This is a genomic window from Limibacter armeniacum, assembly GCF_036880985.1.
In the GTDB taxonomy this organism is placed as follows: domain Bacteria; phylum Bacteroidota; class Bacteroidia; order Cytophagales; family Flammeovirgaceae; genus Limibacter; species Limibacter armeniacum.
Genome location: NZ_JBAJNO010000009.1, coordinates 1,894,687 through 1,919,087, shown reverse-complemented (window position 1 = coordinate 1,919,087; position 24,401 = coordinate 1,894,687). Strand labels below are relative to the sequence as shown.

Annotated in this window: 26 protein-coding genes and 2 tRNA genes; 19 read left to right on the top strand and 9 right to left on the bottom strand. The window is 39.7% G+C overall.

All coding sequences use genetic code 11. The features are described from left to right. Positions 1 to 77: 77 nt before the first annotated feature. From V6R21_RS25875 to proS, 3 genes are all read right to left on the bottom strand, one after another. Complete coding sequence (locus V6R21_RS25875) at positions 78 to 539, bottom strand: hypothetical protein (RefSeq protein ID WP_334246423.1); 462 nt, start codon at positions 537 to 539, stop codon at positions 78 to 80. A 43-nt stretch (positions 540 to 582) separates the two neighbouring features. Continuing rightward, the gene (locus V6R21_RS25870; RefSeq protein WP_334246422.1) at positions 583 to 1,218 is read right to left on the bottom strand and encodes an acetyltransferase; all 636 of its coding nucleotides are present in this window, start codon (positions 1,216 to 1,218) and stop codon (positions 583 to 585) included. A 212-nt stretch (positions 1,219 to 1,430) separates the two neighbouring features. Next, entirely contained in the window at positions 1,431 to 2,906 is a 1,476-nt protein-coding gene (proS, locus tag V6R21_RS25865) for a proline--tRNA ligase (RefSeq protein ID WP_334246421.1), read from the bottom strand. A 387-nt stretch (positions 2,907 to 3,293) separates the two neighbouring features. Here proS and V6R21_RS25860 point away from each other — a divergent pair, with 387 nt between their 5' ends. The 4 genes from V6R21_RS25860 (at position 3,294) to V6R21_RS25845 (ending at position 8,804) form a co-directional block, all read left to right on the top strand. Continuing rightward, the gene (locus V6R21_RS25860; protein ID WP_334246420.1) at positions 3,294 to 4,232 is read left to right on the top strand and encodes a hypothetical protein; all 939 of its coding nucleotides are present in this window, start codon (positions 3,294 to 3,296) and stop codon (positions 4,230 to 4,232) included. Between the two features lie 112 nt (positions 4,233 to 4,344). Then, complete coding sequence (locus tag V6R21_RS25855) at positions 4,345 to 6,135, top strand: hypothetical protein (protein WP_334246419.1); 1,791 nt, start codon at positions 4,345 to 4,347, stop codon at positions 6,133 to 6,135. Between the two features lie 103 nt (positions 6,136 to 6,238). After that, positions 6,239 to 7,468: an HD domain-containing protein gene (locus V6R21_RS25850; RefSeq protein WP_334246418.1), complete on the top strand. Its 1,230-nt coding sequence runs from the start codon at positions 6,239 to 6,241 to the stop codon at positions 7,466 to 7,468. 193 nt (positions 7,469 to 7,661) lie between these two features. Continuing rightward, positions 7,662 to 8,804 carry a hypothetical protein gene (locus V6R21_RS25845; protein ID WP_334246417.1) on the top strand — a complete coding sequence of 381 codons (1,143 nt, stop codon included), beginning with the start codon at positions 7,662 to 7,664 and terminating at the stop codon, positions 8,802 to 8,804. Between the two features lie 46 nt (positions 8,805 to 8,850). On the opposite strand, the gene V6R21_RS25840 is transcribed toward V6R21_RS25845, so the two are convergent. After that, positions 8,851 to 9,120, bottom strand: coding sequence for a hypothetical protein (locus tag V6R21_RS25840; protein ID WP_334246416.1), 270 nt, complete (start codon positions 9,118 to 9,120; stop codon positions 8,851 to 8,853). Positions 9,121 to 9,453: 333 nt separating this feature from the next. Between V6R21_RS25840 and lpxD the strand changes: the two genes are divergently transcribed. The 5 genes from lpxD to V6R21_RS25815 all read left to right on the top strand — a co-directional run bounded on the left by lpxD (position 9,454) and on the right by V6R21_RS25815 (position 14,216). Then, entirely contained in the window at positions 9,454 to 10,488 is a 1,035-nt protein-coding gene (gene lpxD, locus V6R21_RS25835) for a UDP-3-O-(3-hydroxymyristoyl)glucosamine N-acyltransferase (protein ID WP_334246415.1), read from the top strand. Positions 10,489 to 10,579: 91 nt separating this feature from the next. After that, positions 10,580 to 11,980, top strand: coding sequence for a bifunctional UDP-3-O-[3-hydroxymyristoyl] N-acetylglucosamine deacetylase/3-hydroxyacyl-ACP dehydratase (locus V6R21_RS25830; protein ID WP_334247605.1), 1,401 nt, complete (start codon positions 10,580 to 10,582; stop codon positions 11,978 to 11,980). A 180-nt stretch (positions 11,981 to 12,160) separates the two neighbouring features. Then, positions 12,161 to 12,934: an acyl-ACP--UDP-N-acetylglucosamine O-acyltransferase gene (gene lpxA, locus V6R21_RS25825; protein ID WP_334246414.1), complete on the top strand. Its 774-nt coding sequence runs from the start codon at positions 12,161 to 12,163 to the stop codon at positions 12,932 to 12,934. 159 nt (positions 12,935 to 13,093) lie between these two features. Next, positions 13,094 to 13,708 (top strand): ABC transporter ATP-binding protein, encoded by a 615-nt coding sequence (locus tag V6R21_RS25820; RefSeq protein WP_334246413.1) that lies wholly within the window; start codon positions 13,094 to 13,096, stop codon positions 13,706 to 13,708. A gap of 79 nt (positions 13,709 to 13,787) precedes the next feature. After that, complete coding sequence (locus V6R21_RS25815) at positions 13,788 to 14,216, top strand: hypothetical protein (RefSeq protein WP_334246412.1); 429 nt, start codon at positions 13,788 to 13,790, stop codon at positions 14,214 to 14,216. A 51-nt stretch (positions 14,217 to 14,267) separates the two neighbouring features. Here the strand turns inward: V6R21_RS25815 and V6R21_RS25810 are convergent, their stop codons facing one another. The 3 genes from V6R21_RS25810 to recO all read right to left on the bottom strand — a co-directional run bounded on the left by V6R21_RS25810 (position 14,268) and on the right by recO (position 16,078). Beyond that, positions 14,268 to 14,894 carry a trimeric intracellular cation channel family protein gene (locus V6R21_RS25810; RefSeq protein ID WP_334246411.1) on the bottom strand — a complete coding sequence of 209 codons (627 nt, stop codon included), beginning with the start codon at positions 14,892 to 14,894 and terminating at the stop codon, positions 14,268 to 14,270. 35 nt (positions 14,895 to 14,929) lie between these two features. Beyond that, positions 14,930 to 15,304, bottom strand: a complete 375-nt coding sequence (locus V6R21_RS25805; RefSeq protein ID WP_334246410.1) for a hypothetical protein — start codon at positions 15,302 to 15,304, stop codon at positions 14,930 to 14,932. Positions 15,305 to 15,391: 87 nt separating this feature from the next. Beyond that, positions 15,392 to 16,078: a DNA repair protein RecO gene (recO, locus tag V6R21_RS25800; protein ID WP_334246409.1), complete on the bottom strand. Its 687-nt coding sequence runs from the start codon at positions 16,076 to 16,078 to the stop codon at positions 15,392 to 15,394. Positions 16,079 to 16,578: 500 nt separating this feature from the next. Between recO and V6R21_RS25795 the strand changes: the two genes are divergently transcribed. The 9 genes from V6R21_RS25795 to V6R21_RS25755 all read left to right on the top strand — a co-directional run bounded on the left by V6R21_RS25795 (position 16,579) and on the right by V6R21_RS25755 (position 20,501). Then, positions 16,579 to 16,651: transfer RNA gene (locus V6R21_RS25795), tRNA-Trp, on the top strand. A 233-nt stretch (positions 16,652 to 16,884) separates the two neighbouring features. Further along, positions 16,885 to 16,957: transfer RNA gene (locus V6R21_RS25790), tRNA-Trp, on the top strand. Between the two features lie 97 nt (positions 16,958 to 17,054). Beyond that, positions 17,055 to 17,252 (top strand): preprotein translocase subunit SecE, encoded by a 198-nt coding sequence (gene secE, locus V6R21_RS25785; RefSeq protein ID WP_334246408.1) that lies wholly within the window; start codon positions 17,055 to 17,057, stop codon positions 17,250 to 17,252. A 32-nt stretch (positions 17,253 to 17,284) separates the two neighbouring features. Then, positions 17,285 to 17,854, top strand: a complete 570-nt coding sequence (nusG, locus tag V6R21_RS25780; RefSeq protein WP_334246407.1) for a transcription termination/antitermination protein NusG — start codon at positions 17,285 to 17,287, stop codon at positions 17,852 to 17,854. Between the two features lie 4 nt (positions 17,855 to 17,858). Continuing rightward, the gene (gene rplK, locus V6R21_RS25775; RefSeq protein WP_334246406.1) at positions 17,859 to 18,302 is read left to right on the top strand and encodes a 50S ribosomal protein L11; all 444 of its coding nucleotides are present in this window, start codon (positions 17,859 to 17,861) and stop codon (positions 18,300 to 18,302) included. Positions 18,303 to 18,328: 26 nt separating this feature from the next. Continuing rightward, complete coding sequence (gene rplA, locus V6R21_RS25770) at positions 18,329 to 19,024, top strand: 50S ribosomal protein L1 (protein ID WP_334246405.1); 696 nt, start codon at positions 18,329 to 18,331, stop codon at positions 19,022 to 19,024. 2 nt (positions 19,025 to 19,026) lie between these two features. After that, positions 19,027 to 19,569 (top strand): 50S ribosomal protein L10, encoded by a 543-nt coding sequence (rplJ, locus tag V6R21_RS25765; RefSeq protein WP_334246404.1) that lies wholly within the window; start codon positions 19,027 to 19,029, stop codon positions 19,567 to 19,569. A 174-nt stretch (positions 19,570 to 19,743) separates the two neighbouring features. Beyond that, positions 19,744 to 20,121 carry a 50S ribosomal protein L7/L12 gene (gene rplL / locus V6R21_RS25760; RefSeq protein ID WP_334246403.1) on the top strand — a complete coding sequence of 126 codons (378 nt, stop codon included), beginning with the start codon at positions 19,744 to 19,746 and terminating at the stop codon, positions 20,119 to 20,121. 149 nt (positions 20,122 to 20,270) lie between these two features. Further along, entirely contained in the window at positions 20,271 to 20,501 is a 231-nt protein-coding gene (locus V6R21_RS25755) for a hypothetical protein (protein WP_334246402.1), read from the top strand. Between the two features lie 154 nt (positions 20,502 to 20,655). Here V6R21_RS25755 and ahcY read toward each other — a convergent pair whose 3' ends face one another. Together ahcY and V6R21_RS25745 are read right to left on the bottom strand one after the other, a co-directional pair. Beyond that, a complete protein-coding gene (gene ahcY, locus V6R21_RS25750; protein WP_334246401.1) occupies positions 20,656 to 21,963 on the bottom strand; it encodes an adenosylhomocysteinase in 1,308 nt (435 codons plus the stop codon). A gap of 137 nt (positions 21,964 to 22,100) precedes the next feature. After that, on the bottom strand, positions 22,101 to 22,640 hold the full coding sequence (locus V6R21_RS25745; protein ID WP_334246400.1) for a hypothetical protein: 540 nt from the start codon (positions 22,638 to 22,640) through the stop codon (positions 22,101 to 22,103). Positions 22,641 to 23,217: 577 nt separating this feature from the next. On the opposite strand from V6R21_RS25745, the gene ruvB reads away from it, so the two are divergent. Further along, positions 23,218 to 24,249: a Holliday junction branch migration DNA helicase RuvB gene (ruvB, locus tag V6R21_RS25740; protein WP_334246399.1), complete on the top strand. Its 1,032-nt coding sequence runs from the start codon at positions 23,218 to 23,220 to the stop codon at positions 24,247 to 24,249. Positions 24,250 to 24,401 lie beyond the last annotated feature (152 nt).

Genomic DNA, 24,401 nt, shown 5'->3' with positions numbered 1-24,401 from the left:
TAGGAAATAATCATGAAAAAAGGCTATGCTCTAAGCATAGCCTTTTGATTTATACTGCCTTATGACTCCCAAAAGAGTTATTTTTCTAGCTTGTCCCGATGCATGTTGCCAAGGTTGCCTCTCAAGAAGTTGAGAACTTTACCAACATTAGAGAGTTCCTTGTCATTAAGACGAACAATGCTGCCATATTTCATGCGCAGTTCGATTTCAAGGAAATCTGCACCATTCACAGTCTTGTATGTATCTTGCCAGTAAAGTAATTCCTTTCCTAATTCATACTGTTCCTCTGTCATAAAACGGAGTGGATACTTCACCTTCAGTATATGTTTCTTAGGAGTAATGCTCAGCGTTTTGTAAGCAAACATGATCCTCAATAAAATACCAATGGCCAGAAGGGAAAATATGCCAAGCATGATAAAGTGATACCATGCGATGCCAGCAGCCATAAGTCTGACAGTACCAAACAGCAGCATAAAAATGACCAAAATGAAGATAATCAATGCAAAAAAGGAGCTTGATTTAGGTCTGCAAGTAATCATTGATACAGATTTTTTATTTATAAGAGACTGCTGTCTCGTTCAATTAAATTTGTTTGGCAGGTACACCGAATACCGTTGCTCCTTCAGGTACATCCTGCATCACTAGAGAGCCTGGAGCTACCTGTGCACCTTTTCCGATCTTGATACCTGGAGTAATCGTCGAACCAGAACCGATTAGGGCTTCCTCTCCAATCTGAACACGAGCACCTACGACAGCGCCAGCTCCTATCTGTACAAAATCTCCCATCTCGACACTGTGCTCTACAATTGCACCAGCATTGATGATACAGTGGTTCGGAACTTTAGCATCCGCCCCAACTACAGCTTGAGCATTGACCATGTTGCCATATCCTAAAAATGCACTTTGCGCAACAGATGCATCCTTATGGATGGCATTGACAGGCATAACCTTTCTGCGGTCGTTAAGCATCTTTACAATGCTTCTGCGTTGCTTGTTGTTGTCAATAGCAACAAAAGCGTCACACTTCTTGCCTATATATTTAAGAAAGCCGTCATCATTGATGTCGCCTAGTACGCCGACTTCAGCTACTTCGGAGCCATGTAACTCACTGTCTTCATCCAAAAAACAGTAAACAAGTACATCCTGACTTTTGAAGATTTCCAATGCAGTTTTGCCGAGACCAGTTGCCCCGAAAATGATTACCGGATTGATTGTCATATTTTTTATCAATTTTAGATTGAAGACTTGAGGTGTGAGACAGGTATTGATCTAATGTCCCTTGTCTAAAGTCTTTTGTCTTTTTCAAATAAACACCTCTGAAAAACAAAAGATTGAAAATATGCGCAAATCAGCTACACACTTCCAATCTTTTGAATTGAAATAGATATTAGAAAGTCCAGTGTCTAGCATCTAATACCTATTCTCCTATTCTAATATGCTTTAGCAAACAATACACGTTGCTTCGAAGGTTTACCTGTTACGATACAAGTACCTTCTTCCTGCTCATTGTTGAGAGGAATACAACGGATAGTTGCTTTTGTCTCGTCTTTGATTCTTTCTTCAGTTTCACCACTACCATCCCAGTGAGCTGAAACAAAGCCACCTTTCGTATCCAGTACTTGCTTGAACTCTTCGTAAGAATCCACTTTTGTGATGTGCTCATCACGGTAAGTAAGCGCCTTATTGAAGATGTTCTCCTGAATGTCTTTCAGAAGTTGCTCTACGGTCTCAGATACATTGTCCAGCGGATAAGTAGCTTTCTCTTTTGTATCACGACGAGCGATTTCTACTGTATTGTTTTCAAGGTCACGAGCACCCATGGCAATACGAACAGGAACACCTTTCAATTCCCAGTCAGCAAACTTAAAGCCTGGTCTTAGGGTGTCTCTGTCATCGAACTTCACAGAAATTCCTTTCTTCATAAGCTCTTTTCTGATCACGCTTACTTTTTCAGCAATCATGTTCAGTTGTTCTTCACCTTTGTAGATTGGCACAATCACTACTTGGATTGGAGCCAATTGAGGAGGAAGTACCAAACCTTCGTCATCAGAGTGTGCCATGATCAAGGCTCCCATCAGACGTGTACTAACACCCCATGATGTACCCCAAACGTGTTGCAACTCATTATTCTGGTCAGCATATTTTACATCAAATGCTTTAGCGAAGTTCTGTCCTAGGAAGTGTGAAGTACCTGCCTGAAGCGCTTTACCATCTTGCATCAGTGCCTCGATACAGTAAGTTTCTTCAGCTCCTGCAAAACGCTCGTTTTCAGTCTTGATACCTCTTACAACTGGAACGCCCATAAACTCTTCAGCAAATGTTGCATATACATCCAGCATTGTTTCAGTCTCTCTGATAGCCTCGCCTCTAGTTGCGTGCGCAGTATGTCCTTCTTGCCACAGGAACTCAGCTGTACGCAGGAAGAGACGTGTACGCATCTCCCACCTTACAACGTTCGCCCATTGGTTAATTAGCAAAGGCAGGTCACGGTGCGACTGGATCCAGTTTTTGTAAGTACTCCAGATAACTGTTTCTGAGGTAGGTCTTACAATCAGTTCTTCTTCAAGCTTGGCATCCGGGTCTACTACTACGCCTGAACCATCTTCTGCATTTTTCAGTCGGTAGTGTGTAACTACTGCACATTCTTTTGCGAATCCCTCTACGTGATCAGCTTCTTTGCTCAGGTAAGATTTTGGGATGAACAAAGGGAAGTAGGCATTAGAGTGTCCTGTGTCTTTGAACATTTTATCCAATGTCTGTTGCATCTTTTCCCAGATGGCAAACCCGTATGGTTTGATCACCATACAGCCTCTTACCGCCGAGTTCTCTGCCAAGTCTGCTTTCTTGACCAGTTCATTGTACCAGGCAGAGTAGTCTTCGCTTCTTTTAGGTAGCCCTTTCGCCATGATTTTAAATGGTATTTTTTAACTCTGAATAATCAATTTTGTACTTTATTGGTTAAACAATAAAAGGCTTCTTAACTTAAGCATGTGTTCTTCCAATAAAGAATGCGGACAATCAGTTTATCCTGTTTGTCATCTAAAAAATCTTAGCATATATTTTTATATATTTGGAAGAGAAGTTTGTACTCCAACGTAACGAGTACAAATTGTGTCCGTAATAGTAAGAATAGGACCCTAATTCTTAGCTCTTTAATTTCCAAATGCAAGACTGTCTGCAAATATAACAGCTTTTTATTGATTGTTTACATTTGAGGTGGAGCTTGTAAAGAGGAGAAGAAGAAAGGTCTTCCAATAATTACATAACGAATTTCATTCAAACCTATAAATCAAATGAAAAAGTTTTTTGCCACCGTTTTAATGACAGCTTTTGTGTTGGGGGGCAATGTGGTGTTGGCACAAGAGTATGATGATATGTATTTCTTCAAGTCTGACCGTGAAGCATTGGCGCATAATGCCTCACCAGCTATGAAGCCATCCAAGCTACAAAAGCCAGCTTATCAGTCAAACGAAACTAATCAGTCTAAATACTCGAATCCTGATATTTCGGGAGAAAGCGGTAATGCTGATTATAGCTACTACGAAGAAACAACCCCAACAGGAAATTCTGTTTATCCAACAGATGCCATGGCTCAGAGTGCCTACAACTATCGCAATAACCCTTGGAGACCTAATATGTCCATGAGCATGGGTTATGGATTTGGAGGTCCTTCTTATGGTGTTGGCGCTAATTGGTCGCCATTTTGGGGTAATAGCATGATGTGGAGCCTTGGCTTGAGCTACGGTTTTGGTAGTGCATGGGGAGGTTATCCAGGTTATTATGGCATGCCTTATAGCTATGGTATGGGAGGCTTTTACGACCCGTATGACCCATTCTATAATCCTTATGATCCATTCAACAGATATGGTTATGGATATGCATACAATCCATGGTATAACCCTTGGAGGAACTCTGGGGTAGTTGTTGAGAACGTAAATGTGAGAACTGGGGAGAGACCAACCCAGAATGGCTATGTGAATGCTGCCTCGGCAAATGTGAAGTTACCTAACAGGTTCAGACAGCAAGAGACATACAACTATTCTAATGGTAATAACACAAATGCCAGAACGCGTCAGTATAACGGCAATTCACAAAACTACAACAACAGAAACTCTTCTCCTTGGAGGAACAGCAATAGCTTTAGCTCACCTGCCTCAAATAGCAGGGTTTCTTCACCAGCTTCAAGCGGTACAAGAAGTAGCTCAAATATGAGATCTTATAGAAGAAGGTAACGCAAGTTGCTTTCAGTAGTAATATGCAAACGTATTTCCGTACAGAACCTTCAAGGCATTTTCTTGAAGGTTTTGTCTTATTCGGAGTATGACAACCAGAATAAACGATACTATGCGAACTGTAACTAACTTCAAGACTTTTTGCCTGATTGCAGGAGCTTTTCTTAGCTCACATTTGCTTCAAGCCCAATCACAACCTACTGGTTATTATTTGGATGCCCTTAGGTATTCAAGAACCTCAATTACAGGATCTGCCCGCATGCAATCTATGGGTGGTGTTGGGGTTGCATTAGGTGGGGATATCAGTAATGCGTTTACCAATCCGGCAGGTTTGGGATTTAACAGGAAATCTGAATACCACTTTGCACCCTCATTATACTTTGCAAATACCGATGCTTCTGGAAACGGGGTCAGTGGTTCTGAGAGTCAAACCAAATTCAACTTCCCATTACTGGGCGTAATTTTCAGTAAGGCTAAAGGCGGACCGCAAACATGGAAGGGAGGATCATTTGCTATAGCCTACACTAGGTTGAATGATTTTAATGGCAAAACCTTTTACGAAGGAGATGGTACTAACCAAACCTCAATGGTTGACTATTTTAATGAGACTGCTCAAGGGCTTCCGTTAGGCTTTTTGGAAGATGAAAAGCAGTTTAGCTCAACTATAATAGGTTCGTTGGGGTATAGTGCTGAGTTTTTGAGAGTAACCAAGCCTAATGCATCTGAGGATACTCCTCAAAGTCTTTATACTCTGATTTTTTCCTCACCTGACAGTAGGGATGGACAAGTGTCAACGTCTGGTGCACAGCAGGAGTTTAGTTTTGCCTATGGTGCCAACTTTGGTGACCGTGTTTATGTGGGGGCAAAGCTAGGAATCCAGACATTCCGTTATGACAAAGACCAGTATAATTTTGAAGGGCGAAATGGATCGGGAGACCTTCAGCAACTCAATTTCTCGGAAAGATTCAGAACGGATGGAACTGGATTTAATGGTTCGATAGGAGCTATTTTTAGAGCGCATGATTATTTGAGGGTAGGACTTGTTTACACACTTCCGACTTATTATAACGTTACGGATATCTATTCTGCCAGCCTTTCGGCAGATTATAATAACTTGAACTTTGATGAACAGGCATATTTTCAGTTTATAGTCGACAGTGGTGTTTCTGACCCTCCAAATCCTGCTGATGGTGATCCTAATGTATCCATCAATGGTGAGCGAACAGCATTCCATGAAGCTATAGAGACACAGTTTAATATGCGTACTCCTTATAAGTTGGCGGCAGGGCTTACGGGCTTTTTAGGTAAAAGAGGGTTACTCTCTGCTGATTTCGAATATGTAGCCTACAATACAGCAAAACTTAAAAAGGCAGAAGAGTATGTGTCAAGTTTTGATCAGGTATTTCCACTTGATGTAACAGGAGATAATGAAATTCTATCAAATGAATATAGAGGTGTTGTAAACATCAATATCGGTACAGAGCTTCGTTTTGGTCAGTGGTATGCAAGAGGAGGTTATGCTTTGAAGCCTGACCCTCGCAAAAAAGATTTGCAGACCATCAAGGAGTTTAACTTTGAATGGGATCAGATTGAAAACCCTGATGTGCCAATGGTGATAGAACGCTCTACAAAGTCCAATGCACAGTTTATTACATTTGGTGGAGGTTTTAGGAATCAACGGTTTTTTGCTGATTTAGCCATTGTTGTCCAAAGCCAACCAACTTATTTGGTTCCTTACCAACTGGATGTTCGATTCCCAAATAATTTTCTGGACCCTAACCTAGACAATTATCAGCAGCAGTTGGATCGGGTTGGAGAAGACACAGAAATAGTGATACACCCAACCATAAAAGTAGACGAGTCCAATATAAGAGCGATGTTGAGTATTGGTACTTATTTCTAAAAAACAGTATAAAGAAAGGTTGTATAGTTGGTGATAAAGCCATTATGCAACCTTTGAACTTTCATAAAATATCAACTTTAAGTTTTTCAACTACCATATCAGTATGGAAACAATTAAGAAGAAAATCATTAACGACCCTGTTTATGGTTTTGTGAGTATAAAGTCAGAGATTTTCCATGACCTTATTCAGCACCCTTGGTTTCAACGCCTCGGAAGAATTAAACAGCTAGGGCTAAGCAGCATGGTTTACCCGGGTGCTATACATACGCGCTTCAGTCACGCTTTGGGGGCAATGCACCTGATGTCGATGGCAATGGATGCATTGAAAAACAAAGGACATAAAATTCCGAAACATGAGCGTGAAGCTGCCATGATCTCAATCTTGTTACATGATTTGGGACATGGTCCATTTTCGCATGCACTGGAGTTTGCATTGATGGATGGTGTACATCATGAAGAGTTGTCCATATTGATGATGGAAAAGCTTAATGAGGAGTTTGATGGACAGCTTTCAACTGCTATTAAGATTTTTAAGAATACTTATAAGGTGAAGTTTCTGCACCAGTTGGTGTCAAGCCAGTTGGATATGGATAGGATGGACTACCTGCAACGGGATTGTTTTTTTACTGGGGTAATAGAAGGAAGTATCGGTACAGATAGGATTATCCGAATGCTGGATGTAGTGGATGACCGGATTGTTGTGGAAGAGAAAGGGATTTACAGTATTGAAAACTTTCTGAATGCCAGAAGACTTATGTATTGGCAAGTGTATTTGCATAAGACAGCTGTTGGTGCAGAACAGATGTTGATTCAGCTAATCAGAAGGGCTAAGACATTGGCTAAAAGAGGTGAGAAGCTAATGGCTACACCTGCTTTGGAAACTTTTCTTTACCAAAGTATCTCGTTGGATGACTTCAGGAAGAATCCAGAATTGATTGACCAATTTGCCGCATTGGACGATCATGATATTATGGCGGGTGTCAAATGGTGGAGTCAGAGTGAAGATAGGGTATTGAAAGAGTTGAGTAATAGGTTACTTAACAGAAACCTGTTTAAGGTGCGTATCTCAGATCAGCCATTTTCAGATACTGAAGTAGAAGAAATAAGAAGCTTGCTCAAGAAAGACTTTGGCTATAGTGATGAGGAGTTATCTTTTGTTTGTGTAACAGGAACTGTTAGTAATGCAGCTTATGTACCGAACTATGAAAATATCAATATCAAAACCAAAGCTGGTGATATCATTGATATAGCTCAAGCATCAGACCTTCCAAATATTGATGCTTTGAGTAAAGTGGTGAAAAAGCATTACCTATGTCATCCCAAGTTAAGTTAGTAACATACTGCGTAACGGTTTTTTTGACTTTGATAAATCCACTTTATGTCTACACATCGTATGATGTACAGTAGAGTTGTTTTTATTGTGAATAACCTGACAAGTAATTGGATATTTCTACTTTATACGTGGATATAATCCAATTGCTTCTTATTTTTATAATAAGCTTAATAAACTAAATCCCAATAACTAGATGAATACCTCTTCTCAAACTGCTGTTGCTGAAAAGGCCATACAGAGTGAACGAATCTATTGGCCTCAGGTAATAGCACTTCTGCTATTAGATATATCGGTGATCATTTCATGGATTGCTTACCATGAGTATCAACCACAAGTCCTTTATGTTTTTGGCTTTGCAGAATACAGCTTGCCTTTTACGGTGTGGCAGGGTATTCTGGTGGTAGGTACACCCGCACTTGCAGGTTGGCTAGCTGACCATCAGTTGAAAAAATATGGTAAGAGACTGCCGATTATTAATATCGGGATCAACGTAGTGGCTATGATTTTTATGGCTGTAGCCCTGACTGTTTTCTTTCAGCCTCAAGGTTGGATAAGATGGTTTGTACCTGTGTTTATTACAGGATGGTTGATCAGTATGAACATATTTAGAAGTCCTGCCATTTCGTTGATCGAACGGTTTGTCCCACAAAGATTGTTGCCCGCTGTGTTGGCTTTGTTTGTGCTGACATTTGACGTAGCATATTCATTGGAGCCAATCATTGTGGATATACTAAGCTTTTTAGGAGGTCCTATAACTTTTGCGGTTGGAGGGATTTTGATATACACTTCAGGGGCATACCTGCAACGCTCTTTCAAGAAAGTGTCTGATGATAAGCTAGGCATTGGTTTTGACAATAATACTAACTCAGGGAGTTCTAGGTTTTGGGTTGTTGTAGTAGTGAGTGTTGTATTAGGTATCTATACGACAGTAATTTTTAAGTTTTTACCAACAATCTACAACAATGTATTCCAATTTGGGGAAGCTTGGTTGAATGGCAAATTTATTGGTAGTGGTATCGTAATAGCATCGGCTTTGCTTTCGGTTATTATTGGCAAGTATATCAATAAGAAGAATATTGTTACAATCGCTGTAATCGGTGCTAATGGTTGTGCGTTGATCTTTGCTGCCATTATCTTGATTCAAGATCCAATAGCCTTAATGGTTTTAGGAAGTTTACTGGTCATATTTTTTGCTTTACTTTCTGTTACAGCCTTGCCATTGGCTTTGTATGAACTAAGTTCTGGGCAGACAATCTTCGGTATTGGTCTGTTTTATGGCTTGTCGGAGTTTGCCGACCAGGGTTATGCAGTATTATTGGAAATTTTTCCTCAATAAATAAGAAAAGCCCCAAGCAAGAAAAGTTGCTTGGGGCTTTTGATTTTTATACACAGTCACAGGCAAAGTAATCATTGGAATAGTAAGGAGATATGTCTCCATCTACACTGTATATCTGTTCCAATTGGATTTTGGACCCAGACTCCAACGCTAAATATTTTACATCCCCTTCTGGAGACACGTTTTTGATAGAATCTGTGAGGCTTATTCGGTTATTATTTTCATCAAAATAGATAATGTGGTTTAATGGTTGTTGAGTAGCTTCAAACATCAGGATATGTTCATAGCTGGACGAATGATGACGATTACTTTTCATTGCTATATAACTTTAAGGTGATTTTTGTAATGACCAAGAAACAGGGGAGTTGCTTTTCCTGTTACAGAGGTAAAAGTATTGAAGCGTAAGGGTTACTTACTAACCAATTTTTCCTTAAGTGTTGACAATTCATCCTACATGTCTTTGGAGGAGTTGAAATATACCTGTTATCAGGGTTGAAGGTCAGTAGCTTAAGGATTTATTGTTTGTTTATAGAGGGTGAAATAGTATCTTTGTGAGATTTTTTGTTGATCCTTAGATATAAAGGGTGACACATTTTGATATCACAACCGCTGTTTTGTTGTGATCTGTGTATTTGGTTCTGAAATAAAAATGGAAATAAGCGTAAAACAAATCGCCCAGATTCTGGGAGGAAGAGTTGTGGGGGATGACTCTGCGATGATTAATACTGTTGCCAAGATTCAGGAGGGTGGTCAAGGTGCCATTTCTTTTTTGGCTAACATGAAATACGAAGAGTTCATTTATACGACTGAAGTTTCCGCTGTGCTGGTAAGTGAAGGGTTTGAGCCTAAAAAGGAAGTTAAAGCCGCACTAATTTATACAGAAGATGCCTATTCGGCTTTTACAGCACTACTGACTGAGTATCAGCGCATGATGAGCTTCAGGAAGCAAGGAAGAGAGCAACCATCTTTTATTCATGATTCAGCTCAGGTTGGCGAAGGAGAGTATATTGGAGCTTTCGCTTATATCGGAGAGAATGTGAAGATTGGAAGCAACGTAAAAATCTATCCACATGTTTACATTGGCGACAATGTAGAGATTGGTGATAATGTTATCCTGTATGCTGGAGTGAAGGTATATGCTGATTGTAAAATTGGTAGTTACTGTACCCTACAGGGGGGGGCTGTGATTGGTTCTGATGGATTTGGTTTTGCGCCACAGTCTGATGGGACTTACAAGACAATCCCTCAGATTGGTAATGTGATTTTGGAAGATCATGTAGATATCGGAGCAAATACAGTAGTCGATTGTGCTACAATGGGCTCGACTGTTATTAAGCAAGGGGCTAAACTGGATAACCTGATTCAGGTAGCTCATAATGCAGTGGTTGGTAAAAATACGGTTATTGCTTCTCAAGCTGGTATATCTGGTTCAACAGAGGTAGGGGATAACTGTATGTTGGGAGGTCAAGTAGGTTTGGCTGGACACATTAAAGTTGCTGATAGAACCATGATAGCTGCGCAGTCAGGTATCGCACAGTCTGTGAAAGAACCAGGTACTAAAATTATGGGTTCTCCTGCCATTCCATCAGGTGAGCATATTAAAGCCTTTATGGTTTACCGCAAATTACCTGATCTTCAGCGTAAAGTTGCGGAATTAGAAAGAAAGTTATTGGCTGATAGCTAATTAAAATTGTCCTAATTTATATTTCAATTGTCCTTGTTAGAAGGCTTTGTTTTATCTCTGATAGACTAGAAATTTTTTCTCTTTAGATATGATGTATACTAAGCAACATACAATTCAAAAGAGTGTCACTGTAACAGGTGTGGGTATCCATACAGGTGAGCAGGCGACTATGACTTTTGTGCCGGCTCCTCCAAACCACGGTTACAAGTTTCAGCGTGTTGATTTGGAAGGTCAGCCAACCGTAGACGCTGACGTAGATAATGTTGTTGATTTGTCAAGAGGCACAACAATTGAGCAAGATGGTGCGAAAATCTATACGGTTGAGCATACTTTGGCTGCTTTGGTGGGCTTACAGATTGATAACTGCCTAATTCAGATGACTGGACCTGAGCCTCCAATTATGGATGGTAGCTCAATCAAGTTCGTAGAAGCACTTATGGAAGCAGGTTTGGAAGAACAACCAGCTTTGAGAAACTTCTTTGAAGTTCCTGAAGGTGTTTTCTACAAGGAAGAAGATAGAAAAGTTGAGATTGCAGCACTGCCTTTAGACGATTACCGTGTGACGGTAATGGTGGATTATAATTCACCTGTTTTGGGTAGCCAGCACGCAACATTGAATGATATAGAGGAGTTTGCAACTGAGATTGCAAGCTGCCGTACTTTCTGTTTCTTGCATGAAGTGGAAATGCTGAGAAAGGCTAACCTGATTAAAGGTGGTAATTTCAGCAATGCAATTGTAGTAGTTGATCAGGTGATCTCTGAAAGCGAACTGGCAGAGCTGGCAAAGCTGTTTGACTTGCCAAGTGTTGAAGTGAAAGAGGAAGGTATCCTGAATAACGTTGAGTTGAGATTTACCAACGAACCTGCCCGTCACAAGCTTTTGGATGTGATTGGTGATCTGGCTTTGGTAGGTCGTCCAATTAAGGCACAGATTTTGGCTGCAAGACCAGGACATGCTGCAAACGTAGCATTTGGAAGAAAGCTGAAAAAGCTGATGCTGAAGTCTGAGCGAAATAATGTACCTGAGTATAACCCTAAGGCGCCATCATTATATGATGTAAATGACCTTAATAACTTGCTACCTCACCGTTACCCATTCAAATTGGTAGATAAAGTAACTGAGCTTACAGATACTTTTGTAGTAGGTATCAAGAATGTGACAGTAAACGAAGAGTTTTTCAATGGTCACTTCCCAGGTAACCCTGTAATGCCAGGAGTTCTTCAAGTAGAAGCTATGGCTCAAACAGGAGGAGTATTGGTGATGAACACTGTGGATAACCCTCAGGAATACTGGAGTTACTTTATCGGGATTGATGACTGTAAATTCAGGAGAATGGTAGTGCCAGGTGATACACTGATTATGAAGTGTGAGTTGATGGCACCAATACGTAGAGGTATCGCCAAAATGAAAGGACAAGCTTTTGTAGGTGATAAACTCGTTTGTGAAGCAACAATGACAGCAAGCCTTGTAAAAAAAGAGGTAGCTGAATAGTTATAATTCTTAAATGAAAATGCAAAAGGTTGTGAAATACAGTCTTTTGCATTTTTGTAAATGATTAAACTGGACTAATAAATTCACAGATTTACAGAACTTTGAGTGCTGTTTGGATTGCATTGAGCAATTATATGGTCGGTCTTGTAAGTCTCTTAATTCGGTATAATAAAGGTGGTAATGGATTATCCTCTAACGAATATACACCCTGATGCCAAGATAGGGGAAGGCGTAGTGATTGAACCGTTTACAACAATCCGTGGGAATGTAGAAATTGGCGAAGGCTCTTGGATTGGTCCCAATGTGACTATCATGGAAGGGGCTCGAATTGGTAAAAACTGTAAAATTTTCCCAGGTGCTGTTATCTCAGCAGTTCCGCAAGACCTTAAGTTTGAGGGAGAAGATACAACAGTAGTAATTGGAGATAACACTATTATCAGAGAGTGCGTAACGATTAATCGTGGTACATCAGATAAGTGGGAAACCCGTATAGGGAACAATTGCTTACTAATGGCATACGTTCACATCGCTCACGATTGTCAGATTGGAGACTACTGTATTTTCTCTAATGGAGTTCAAATGGCTGGACACGTAGAAGTAGGAGATAATGTGGTAGTAGGTGGTACAACTGCTATTCACCAGTTTGTGAAAATCGGAACCCATGCATTTGTAGCAGGAGGTTCTTTGGTGAGTAAAGACGTTCCTCCATTTATCAAAGCTGGTCGTGAACCGCTTCGTTATTGTGGTATTAACTCAGTAGGATTGAAACGTAGAGGTTTTGACAATGATACAATCCATGAAATCCATGAGATATACCGAAACCTTTACAACAAAGGAGTCAACCTTTCTGTCGCTGTTAAAATGGTAGAAGAGGAAATGGCTCAGACGGATGCTAGAGAGGAAGTTTTGACATTCCTCAAGAATTCGGATAGAGGCGTTGTCAAAGGATATTAAGGAATATTAGTATTAAGTGAAAAGCGGAGATTGGTGATTGTCTCTGCTTTTTTCTTTTTTGTATAAAGACAATTTATATTTCGTTCGTTATCAATCTATTTTGTTCTAATAAGAGATTAGGTTATCCTTATTATAGAAATAGTTTACATAAGGCTACCAATGAAGATCAAAGCTGAAGGACTAGGGAAAAAATTTGTACGAGATTGGATTTTTAGAAACGTAGACCTTGAGCTGGAAATAGGTAGGAAGTATGCTATAACTGGAGGTAACGGAAGTGGCAAAACCACCTTATTGAAGACTTTGGCAGGGGTGATGCCCCAAACAGAAGGAACACTGTTATATGAGGCTGAAGGTAGGCAGGTCAGTGCAGACCATATTTACAGCCACCTAACAATTGCAGGGCCTTATACTGAAGTGATAGAAGAGTTTACACTTACCGAGTTACTAGACTTTTATCAAAACTTCAAGCCATTGAGTAAAAGTACTGGCGAGATTATTGATCTGTTAGGTTATCAGCGTTCTAAAGATAAGATGATCAGAGACTTCTCCTCTGGGATGAAGCAAAAGCTAAAACTAGCATTAACTTTTTATAGTCAAGGTGAAATTATCATGTTGGATGAACCAACTTCAAACCTTGATCACCAAAATATAGAGTGGTATTTGGCCATTGCGACACAGCCAATGCCTGATAAGTTGGTCCTAATTTGTTCCAACCAACCTTACGAATATGAATTTTGTAATGAAATTATTTCTGTAAATAATTATAAAAGATAGATAAGTCCATATATTTACAGAATTAAGTAGGTGTCCCGTTAGTTAATCATCAATCCAATTTCTAATTTTTTATTCAATTATGAACAAGAAAACTTTAAGATTTCTAGCTTTCTTACTTTCTATGTCAATGGTATTCACTTTCGGGTGTGGAGACGATAGTGATGATCCAGATCCAGTAGTAGTGACTTACGCTTTGGCGAATGCAAACCCTTCAACACCGACATCTAACCCTGACTTTACTTTGACAGTATCGTATGATAATGATTCATACTCTAGTGGTACTGTTGTTGTTTCAGGACATAATAGTGATGTATACCCTATGCCTACAGGCTTTGGTAGCGGTGCTGTAAGCAAAGCAGATAAAGTATTTGGTGATGTTGAGTTCGAAACAGTTTCAACGTCTGCAGGTACTGTTCAACTTATTTGGACTAAAAAAGCAGATACTTCTGCTAGTGCAAGAGTTGCAGAAACAGATACTCAATATAGCTATACTTTCTCAGCACAATAAGACTGTAAGAATTTATACAAAAGCCTTTGCTTTAATTAGCAAAGGCTTTTTTTATGCTTCTTCGGGAAGTACAGGTAACTGTAAATGGTACTTTATTGAAAAAAGCCTGATACAGATGATTGTGAAAACAGTAAGGCAGGTATTCAACACATTGTTGATTTCGAAGTGATTTAATATTAAGTAGAGGATACCTCCAACGAAGCATGCTGTTGCATAAATCTCTTTTCTGAAGATTAAAGGGATTTCATTGCACAGTGTATCTCTAATAGCTCCACCCATTACAGCTGTAAATGTTCCCATTACTACTGCTACTCCAGGTAAAATACCATAGTTGAGGGCCTTTTCTAGTCCCATCACTGTGAATACACCAATACCAACTGTATCAAATAAGAAAAGTGTCTTTCGAAGCTTACTTACAGTTTTCCTGAAAGCAAATGTGAATGCTGTTGCTGCTGATATAACGATCAGGTAGTTATAGTCTGAAGCCCATGCAACAGGGTGTGCACCAAGAATAAGATCCCGAAGGGTACCTCCTCCAACTCCTGTGACGGCGGCCATCATTAAAGCTCCAAAGATATCAAGCCTTTTATTGGCAGCGGCTAAAGTACCACTAATGGCAAAGGCAAATGTTCCAATTAAATCAAGTATATATAGCACTTCCTTTTTTTTGGGTGCCAATATACTAAGCTAATATTTAGTTAGCATGCAAATGCCTACTCTCTGTCAAAAGCTTTCCAGATTTTTAAGGCTAACCTGTTGTAAAGTTTATTGTCCTTTTTTGTGCCTGATATCACAGATATCTTAGTGCCGAGATCTTCTTTTTCTAATACAACCATAACCTTGTTGTGAGTCAGAATTACTTTATCTGATGCAGCATAGGTCGTTGTAAAAATAAGGTTCTCGTTGATAATCACTTTTGTTACGATGCTTTGTGCATCTGTAAGTGCCTCGTCCGAAAAGACATCCGTTCTGTTGTCTGGAGTGGATACCGTGTCTTTCGAAGATACTATAGAAGTCGTGTTAGAGTCAGTTGAGGCAAATGCCTGTAGTGTTGATAGGCATATTAGAAATGTTGCCAATTTTTTCATAGTGGTAAAAGCTAATTGTTTCCACTACTAGTACAATTTGAAATTCCACAACCCTACTCAACTTATTGATTATGATGTGATTGATTGTTAATCACTTAAGACTTCCTGTAATATGGCTAAAGACTTTACAGTACCAAAGTTATGCATATGCAATTGAAAGTATTTTAATAGATAGTCTAGTATAGTAGACCGGGTTTTATGATTGAGTGGGATGGCTGCTGTATAGGAACTGTCTAATAGCATATTAATGGCTCCTTCTATCTGTTTGTCTTCAGTACGAACAGCTTGAAGTTGTTCAATCATCTCAGAAGCCTTACTAAACCCAAATCCCATATGTAAAGGTAATTTTAGTAAGAACTGTAAATGGAAATTTGAAAAATGTGCCTCAATTTGATCAAAAGCAATTAAGCTTTGCTCCAAGAAAGTAAAGAGCGCATCATTGCTTTCTTCCTCTTTTAATAGTTTCGACAGGACTTCCGTTAAAAAGATGAGTATGGTAGACTTGTATATGTTGGATTGGAAGCTGAAGAATGGGCGACTTATTCGGGCATCAGCTACCTTTTGGATTTCGGTATTGCCTCGTTCATAAACCTCCATGTCCAATAAGGTTAATGGTCGATACAAAGCAGCTTTATTGTTTTTACTTTTACTGCTTCTTACCCCATGGATTATGTAAGAGCGAAGACCTAGTGCTTCAGTATATATTCTAACAATGATAGAAGACTCTTTGTACTTGATAGAGCCTAACACAATTCCTTTCGTTTTTATTAGCATCGTTCTACAGTTTGGGTCTGCAATATAGAACTTCAATTATTTTGAACTGAATAGTGAATGGCCCTATTTCAAAATATAGTGAACAAAAAAGGCCTGATGAATTTAATATTCACCAGGCCTATGGGAGTTAATATTTTAAGATCAAAAAGATGAGTTAAAAAAGTAGTTCTGAAAAAATCAGTTTGTTCATTAGTCCAAAAATTCTTTTCCCACTTCAAATATGGGGGAATGAGTTAAAAAATGCAAAAAATGATGAATAAATTTATATAAATGTATCTTATATATAATTCAACCTAGAAAAAAATTGTAGAGTATGGTGACTTGAAGAAGTCTGAGTGAAAATTTATTCGATTTTTTTTCGGTAAATAAAAAGTTGATGGATAGTGCTTTATAAGATTTGAGTGAGAAGTGTTAGGGAAAATGTTTGAATGGTGTTTGGGAATTACAATTTAACCCCTTAATATTGCACTCGCTTTCAGGGATAGAATAGCAAAACAAAAACGGGCGTAGCTCAGCTGGTAGAGCGGCGGTCTCCAAAACCGTAGGTCGTGAGTTCGAATCTTACCGCCCGTGCAACAAGGAATTCCCCGTAGGAAACTACGGGGTTTTTTCTTGCAGTAAACATTGGTTTACTTTAGTGTAAGTAATGGCAAAGGAAGTTAATAGATTGGGTTAAAGGAGATTAACTAAAATAATTTCTAGAACTATTTGATTATCATAGTTAACTTTCTACCTTTGCATCTCGAATTTCAAGTAGATGTGTTTTTTGTAAGAAAAAATACCTATACTTGCTTCGTATACTGTACACGGGCGTAGCTCAGCTGGTAGAGCGGCGGTCTCCAAAACCGTAGGTCGTGAGTTCGAATCTTACCGCCCGTGCATTAGTTTACAGGATATCTGGTTTTTTAACCTGGCATAAGTAGAGGCTTTAGAAACGAAAAGCTTCTTTTTTATGTCCATAAAACTTACACGACACATGAATAAATTTGTTCAATTTCTGAGAGAATCTTATACAGAGATGACAGAGAACGTAACGTGGTCATCTTTTAGTGAATTGCAGCAGAGCTCAATTTTGGTGCTTGTATCTTCCCTGATCTTCGCTTTGGTGATTGGTCTTGCTGATACAGCATTCAATGAAAGCCTGTCAGCTTTTTACAATTCTTTCAAGTTTTAATTTAGTTGCGCCTCCAAAAATAATATAGTCGAATGAGTGGTCTGAATTGGTATGTAGTCAGAGCCGTAAGTGGACAAGAGAAGAAAGTGAAAGAATACCTTGTAAAAGAGGTAGAGAATCAAGGCATGGGTGCCTTTATCACGGATGTGTTTGTCCCAACTGAACGTGTTTACCAAACACGAAAGCAGCGCGATGGCAAAACCAAAAAAGTTGAAGTAGAACGTATCTCACTTCCAGGCTACGTAATTGTTCGTGCTGATTTATCTAATGGTGAGGCATTGCACATGATCAAAAACGTTTCAGGTGTCATAGGCTTTCTGAATGCGGACACAAAAGACCCATCAGTGCTTCCAAAGCCTATGCGAGAGTCTGAGATCAACCGTCTATTAAATATCAATGAGCAGGACGAGGAAGAAGTGAAACACGATGTTTCCTTCGTTGTTGGCGAATCGGTGAAAGTAATGGACGGACCATTCAGCGGTTTCACAGGAACTGTTGAAGAGGTACATGACGAGAAGAAAAAACTGAACGTCATGGTGAAGATCTTCGGGCGTAACGCACCAGTGGAACTTGATTATAAACAAGTAGAAAAAGTAGATTAAGAAAATGGCTAAGCAAATAGCGGGTTATCTGAAGCTACAGATTAAAGGTGGAGCAGCTAATCCTTCGCCTCCTGTAGGTCCTGCGCTGGGTTCTAAGGGTCTGAACATTATGGACTTCTGTAAGCAGTTCAATGCCAGAACTCAGGACAAAGCAGGCAAACTGCTGCCAGTATTGATTACGATCTACGCCGACAAGTCGTTCGACTTCGTAATCAAAACTCCTCCGGCAGCCAACATGCTGATGGAAGCGGCAAAAGCAAAGAAAGGTTCTTCTGCGCCAAACCGTGACAAAGTAGCATCAGTTACTTGGGATCAAGTAAAAGAGATTGCCGAAACTAAAATGCCTGACCTAAACTGCTTTACTGTTGAGTCTGCCATGAGAATGGTAGCAGGTACTGCAAGGTCTATGGGTATCACTGTTTCAGGTCAAGCTCCTTGGGAAGCATAATTTTTCACAAGAAGTATTAAGAAAACATGGCACTGACAAAGAAATATAAAGAAGCCTTGTCTAAATACGACGGCAACAAAGCTTATACCCTTGAGGAGGCTTGCGCGCTTGTGAAAGAGCTGTCTTTCGAGAAATTCGACGCTTCTGTTGATATTGACGTAAGACTGGGTGTAGACCCACGTAAAGCTGACCAAATGGTAAGAGGTGTAGTATCTCTGCCACACGGTGTAGGTAAAGAAGTAAGAGTACTAGCACTAGTTACTCCTGATAAAGAAGAAGAAGCGAAAGCTGCAGGTGCAGATTACGTAGGTCTTGACGACATGATCAAAAAGATCGAAGGCGGATGGACTGACATCGACGTAATCATCACTATGCCAACGGTAATGGCCAAAGTAGGTCGTCTTGGTAGAGTATTGGGTCCTCGTGGTCTGATGCCTAACCCTAAGGCGGGTACTGTAACCCTTGAAGTAGGCAAAGCGGTACAAGAAGTAAAAGCTGGTAAGATTGACTTCAAAGTTGATAAAACTGGTATCATCCACACTTCAACTGGTAAAGTTTCTTTCGAGGCAAACATGCTGAAAGAAAACATTGAAGAGCTGGTAGGTACAATCAACAGACTGAAGCCATCAGCAGCTAAGGGTACTTATTTCAAGAGTATTACGATCTCTTCAACTATGGGCCCTGGTATTAATGTTGACAAAGGTTCAATCCAAGGTATTTAATCATGACTAAACAAGAAAAGTTTGAACTTGTCGAGGAACTGAGCCAAAAGTTAGCTGCAACTGATTACTTCTATATCGTTGATGCTGCATCAATGACCGTTGAAGAAGTAAACAAGTTCAGACAGGCTTGTTTCGACAAGGGTATCGAATACAGAGTAGTTAAAAATAAACTGATCGAGAAAGCCCTGGGTACACTGGAGGCTGACTACAGTGAGTTCACTGATAAAGCTGTACTGAAAGGTATGTCTGGTATCATGTTCTCTCCAGAGTCTGGATCAGCACCTGCTAAAGCTCTGAAGGAATTCAGAAAAGGCATGGGTAAAGATAGACAAATCCCTGTATTGAAGGGTGCGTCAGTTGACTCAGCACTTTACGTAGGTGATAACACCCTTGAAGCACTGACTTCAATCAAATCGAAAGCGGAGCTTATCGGCGACGTTATTGGTTTGCTTCAGTCACCAGCGAAGAACGTTATTTCTGCGCTGTCTTCAAGTGGCCAAACTATCTCTGGCATCCTGAAAACTCTAGAAGAAAGAGGAGAGTAAGGAAGCTCTTAAGTTACCAACTGGTAGCTTAACCCTTAAAGTCTTGCTTTTTGCAAGCACCGGAAGTAGAATGTTACGCTAAGAGTCAATGAGATACCTCTCTGACTTGAGGTTGCTTCCATATATATATTTACACTTATTATTTGGAAAAAAACTTTTAAAAGTCTTTTAAAAATGGCAGATCTGAAACAATTCGCAGAGCAACTGGTAAACCTGACAGTTAAAGAAGTACAAGAACTGGCGGAAATCCTTAAAGAAGAGTATGGTATCGAGCCTGCAGCTGCTGCTGCTCCAGTAATGGTAGCTGGTGCTGCTGACGGTGCTGCTGCTGCTGAGGAGAAAACTGAATTCGACGTAGTTTTGAAATCAGTAGGTGACCAAAAGCTGAAAGTTGTTAAAGCACTGAAAGAAAGCGCTGGTCTTGGACTGAAAGAAGCAAAAGAACTTGCTGACTCTGCTCCAGCTCCAGTAAAAGAAGGTGTTTCTAAAGACGAAGCTGAAGCTCTGAAGAAAGCACTGGAAGAGCAAGGTGCTGTTATCGAACTGAAGTAATTTCTATTTCGATATATACAGAAAGGCAAGCCATTTGGCTTGCCTTTTTTTATGCCCTGATACGAACAAAGTTGTATATTGGCATAACATTAGGCATGTCTATTGCACAAGTCTTGATTCACTAATTACTAATTAAAAAACTTTTTATTATGGCTCCTGAACAAATAGCAGTAATTGCAGTAGCAGCTGTTTTAGGAATATTTATTTTGGTTAAAGTAGCCAAAATGATCATGAAGCTGGTATTGCTGGCATTGGTAGTGGCTGTTGGATACCTAATGTTCCAAGAGTTTGCCCCTACTGAGTTTGAAAAAGCAACCATGAAGATTGAGAAGTCAATTGACAAGGTTGGTGATAAGTTAAAAGACAAGCTAAAGCACTAGTCGAGAAAGAAGGAAGTCAAGGTAATGGCTTCCTTTTTTGTTGATAGAAGCCTAATAAAAGAGATATTTGGTGTTGATAACTACCTCTGAATTTTTAGTAGAAAAAAAGCCACTCCCTAGAGAGTGGCTATATATTTTGTATGGACACAGATGATTAGTATCTGTATTCGTCATTTTTGAATGGACCTTCAACAGGTACACCGATATAGTCAGCCTGTTCTTTAGTCAATACTTCAAGGTCAACACCAACCTTAGCAAGGTGCAGCATTGCAACTTTTTCGTCAAGGTGTTTAGGAAGTGTATAAACCTTGTTTTCGTACTGGTCATTACGCAACCACAGCTCGATTTGAGCAAGTGTTTGGTTAGTGAAAGAGTTAGACATCACAAATGAAGGGTGTCCTGTCGCACAGCCAAGGTTTACCAGACGACCTTCTGCCAATATAATCACATCGTGACCGTTTACAGTGAATTTATCAACCTGAGGCTTGATATTCACTTTAGAGTCGCCGTGGTTTTTGATAAGCCAAGCCATATCGATTTCATTGTCAAAGTGACCGATGTTACAAACGATCGCTTTGTCTTTCATGTTCTCAAAGTGGCGGCCAATGATGATATCCTTGTTACCAGTAGCTGTTACAACAATATCAGCTTCTTTTACAGCATCATCCATTTTCTTTACTTCGTAACCTTCCATGGCAGCCTGAAGCGCACAGATCGGGTCAATTTCAGTAACGATAACTCTAGCACCTGCACCTCTCAGTGAAGCAGCAGAACCTTTACCAACATCACCAAAACCAGCAACTACAGCCACTTTACCAGCAAGCATAACATCAGTAGCACGACGGATACCGTCTACCAATGATTCACGGCAACCATACTTGTTGTCAAACTTGGATTTGGTAACCGAGTCATTAATGTTAATAGCAGGAATTGGAAGTGTTCCTTTTCTTTCTCTTTCGATCAGGCGAAGAACACCAGTAGTTGTCTCTTCAGAGATACCTTTGATGTCTTTTACCAACTCAGGGTAACGGTCAAGTACCATATTAGTAAGGTCACCACCGTCATCAAGGATCATGTTCAAAGGCTTGCCACCTTCAAAAGCGAAAAGCGTTTGTTCGATACACCAGTCAAACTCCTCATCAGTTAATCCTTTCCATGCAAATACAGGAACATTTGCAGCAGCAATAGCAGCAGCAGCATGGTCCTGTGTTGAGAAAATATTACAAGAAGACCAGGTAACTTCAGCTCCCAGATCCACAAGTGTTTCAATCAGTACGGCAGTTTGGATTGTCATGTGCAGACAGCCAGCGATTCTAGCCCCTTTTAGCGGCTGTTCTGCTTTGTATTCTTCTCTGATGGCCATCAGACCTGGCATTTCTGCCTCTGCCAGTTCAATTTCCTTACGTCCCCAGTCAGCTAGGGAAATGTCTTTTACTTTGTATTTCAATGCTGTTTTTTCCACTGTAAAGCAGTTTTTTGTGTGATAAATCAGTGCAAATTTAAAGATAAATCAGAAGATACTATGTCTTGTTGGATATTTGTTAAGACAACATCCAAAATCTAACAGGAAATAGCCTTTGAATGTTTGATTAAGTAGTCTTATTCTCTAGAGGCAATATTCTTTTTGACTTTTTCTATTTCACAACCCATGATGACCAATACTTCTACTTCACCGCCATCTATAGGTTTTTGTGCAAGTAAAACAGGTTTTGAAAGGGCAAGGGTTTCTAACGAACTTCCTCTGGTGATAAAAGAAACACCTTGTGGGGTAGTACTCTCAAAATACTGGATAGCTTCTTTCATCATGCCCAGTTTACATTTTTCAATGGCAGCTGTCCGAGCCATATCCACAGAGTGACTCTTGGCTTTTTCAGCATATAGAAGGAAAGCTGGCTCTGTACGAGTACTGTTTAGTTCAATCATGGAGGCAATTACTTCCCATTGCATGTTGAAAGGAATGGCATCATCCATTTCTATATATCCTTGGTCTGTCAGAATATCAGCAGAAGGAAGGTGGGTGCCATGCGATGTAAACACCATGTTGGTGGCAGTGTCAGTATTTTGATCATATTGTCTGCTTTGACATGAGAACATAACAAGGATAAGTAGTGTTAGCGGTAAAAGGGTATTGGTACACATAGCTTGATAATTTTAATGGTAATGGATCAATAATAGAATGCATAGCTCGTCTTGCGCTCTCAAGGGCTGAGAGTGAAGTTTGAATTTGAGTAGCTAGAATTAATGGTATTGAAACGCAATGAAGTATTACGTGTGTAATATTTTATAGAGATTGTGTCAATATAAGGATTTTAATGAAGAGGTAAACACTTAATTATCAATTAATAATTCCTAAAGAGGCGAATGAATATTTGCTCTATTTGATTAATCAAAGAATAAATTTGACAATATAAATCAAATGTAAATGGCTGTTATGGAAGTACTTTTAAAAGCATATTTACATAATATTAGATAAAGAATGCAGTAGAGGCTTTAATTGTCACATGTAAGTGTTTTTTGCTATGTTATGAGTTATTTTAATTTTCTGTGAAGAAATATAATTATGAAGCGGAAATGTAAATTGTGGCAATAAAGCATTATTTTTGTGTTTAAAATATGAGCATGTTAATATAGCAATGCTCAATTCATTAGGGGTATAAAGAAGTACAAGGGAAGAAGAGGTAGCAGTACCCTAATACGGACGAACCGTTTGACGATTATGCGAGAAGAATATCTGAAAGGAGATAACCACGATATGTCAGATTCGGAAAGGGATGTAGAAAGAGCATTACGCCCCCTTTCTTTTGATGACTTTACTGGACAGAAGCAGATACTTGAAAACCTGAAGATCTTTGTAAGTGCTGCACTTAATAGAGAAGAGCCTTTGGATCATGTGCTGCTACATGGCCCTCCCGGATTAGGGAAAACCACTTTGGCTAACATTATCTCGAATGAGATGGGTGCAGATATCAAGATCACTTCTGGACCAGTGCTGGAAAAGCCAAGTGACCTTGCAGGGTTACTAACCAATCTGGAAGAAGGAGATGTATTGTTTATTGATGAGATTCACCGATTGAATCCTGTAGTGGAAGAGTACCTCTATTCTGCTATGGAGGATTTTCGAATTGACATCATGCTTGACTCAGGTCCCAATGCAAGAACAATTCAAATCGGGTTAAGTCCCTTTACCTTGATTGGAGCAACAACCCGATCAGGTCTACTTACAGCGCCATTAAGGGCTCGTTTTGGTATAAATGCCAGATTGGAATATTATGATGCAGAGTTACTGTCCCGCATTGTCACACGCTCTTGTGGTATTTTACGGACACCAGTAGATGACAACGCATCATTTGAAATTGCAAGAAGGAGTAGAGGAACTCCACGTATCGCCAATAACTTGCTACGTAGAACAAGAGATTTTGCAGAGGTAAAAGGCAATGGACGTATTACTATTGACATTGCAAGAATTGCATTGGATGCCCTCAATGTGGACTATGATGGTTTAGATGAAATGGATAACCGAATCCTTCAAACCATCATTGAAAAGTTTAAGGGCGGGCCTGTGGGCTTGAATACAATTGCAACGGCTTGTGGAGAAGAGGCTGAAACGATTGAAGAAGTATATGAACCTTTCTTGATCAAGGAGGGATATATAAAACGGACAGCTAGAGGTAGGCAGGCTACGGAAGCCGCTTACAAGCACTTAGGGCTGTCAGCGCCAAATGACGGATTGCAACAAAGTTTGTTTTAAAGTGGTGTTGGTTGAGGCAATGGAAACTCCTGAAACGTGTAAGTTTCAGGAGTTTTTTTTATATTATTAAATAGCTGAATGTGAATGAAATGGGGTTTTGATATCATCATTTTAAGAATACCATTTCATTAATATAAGATTGTTGCATGTAA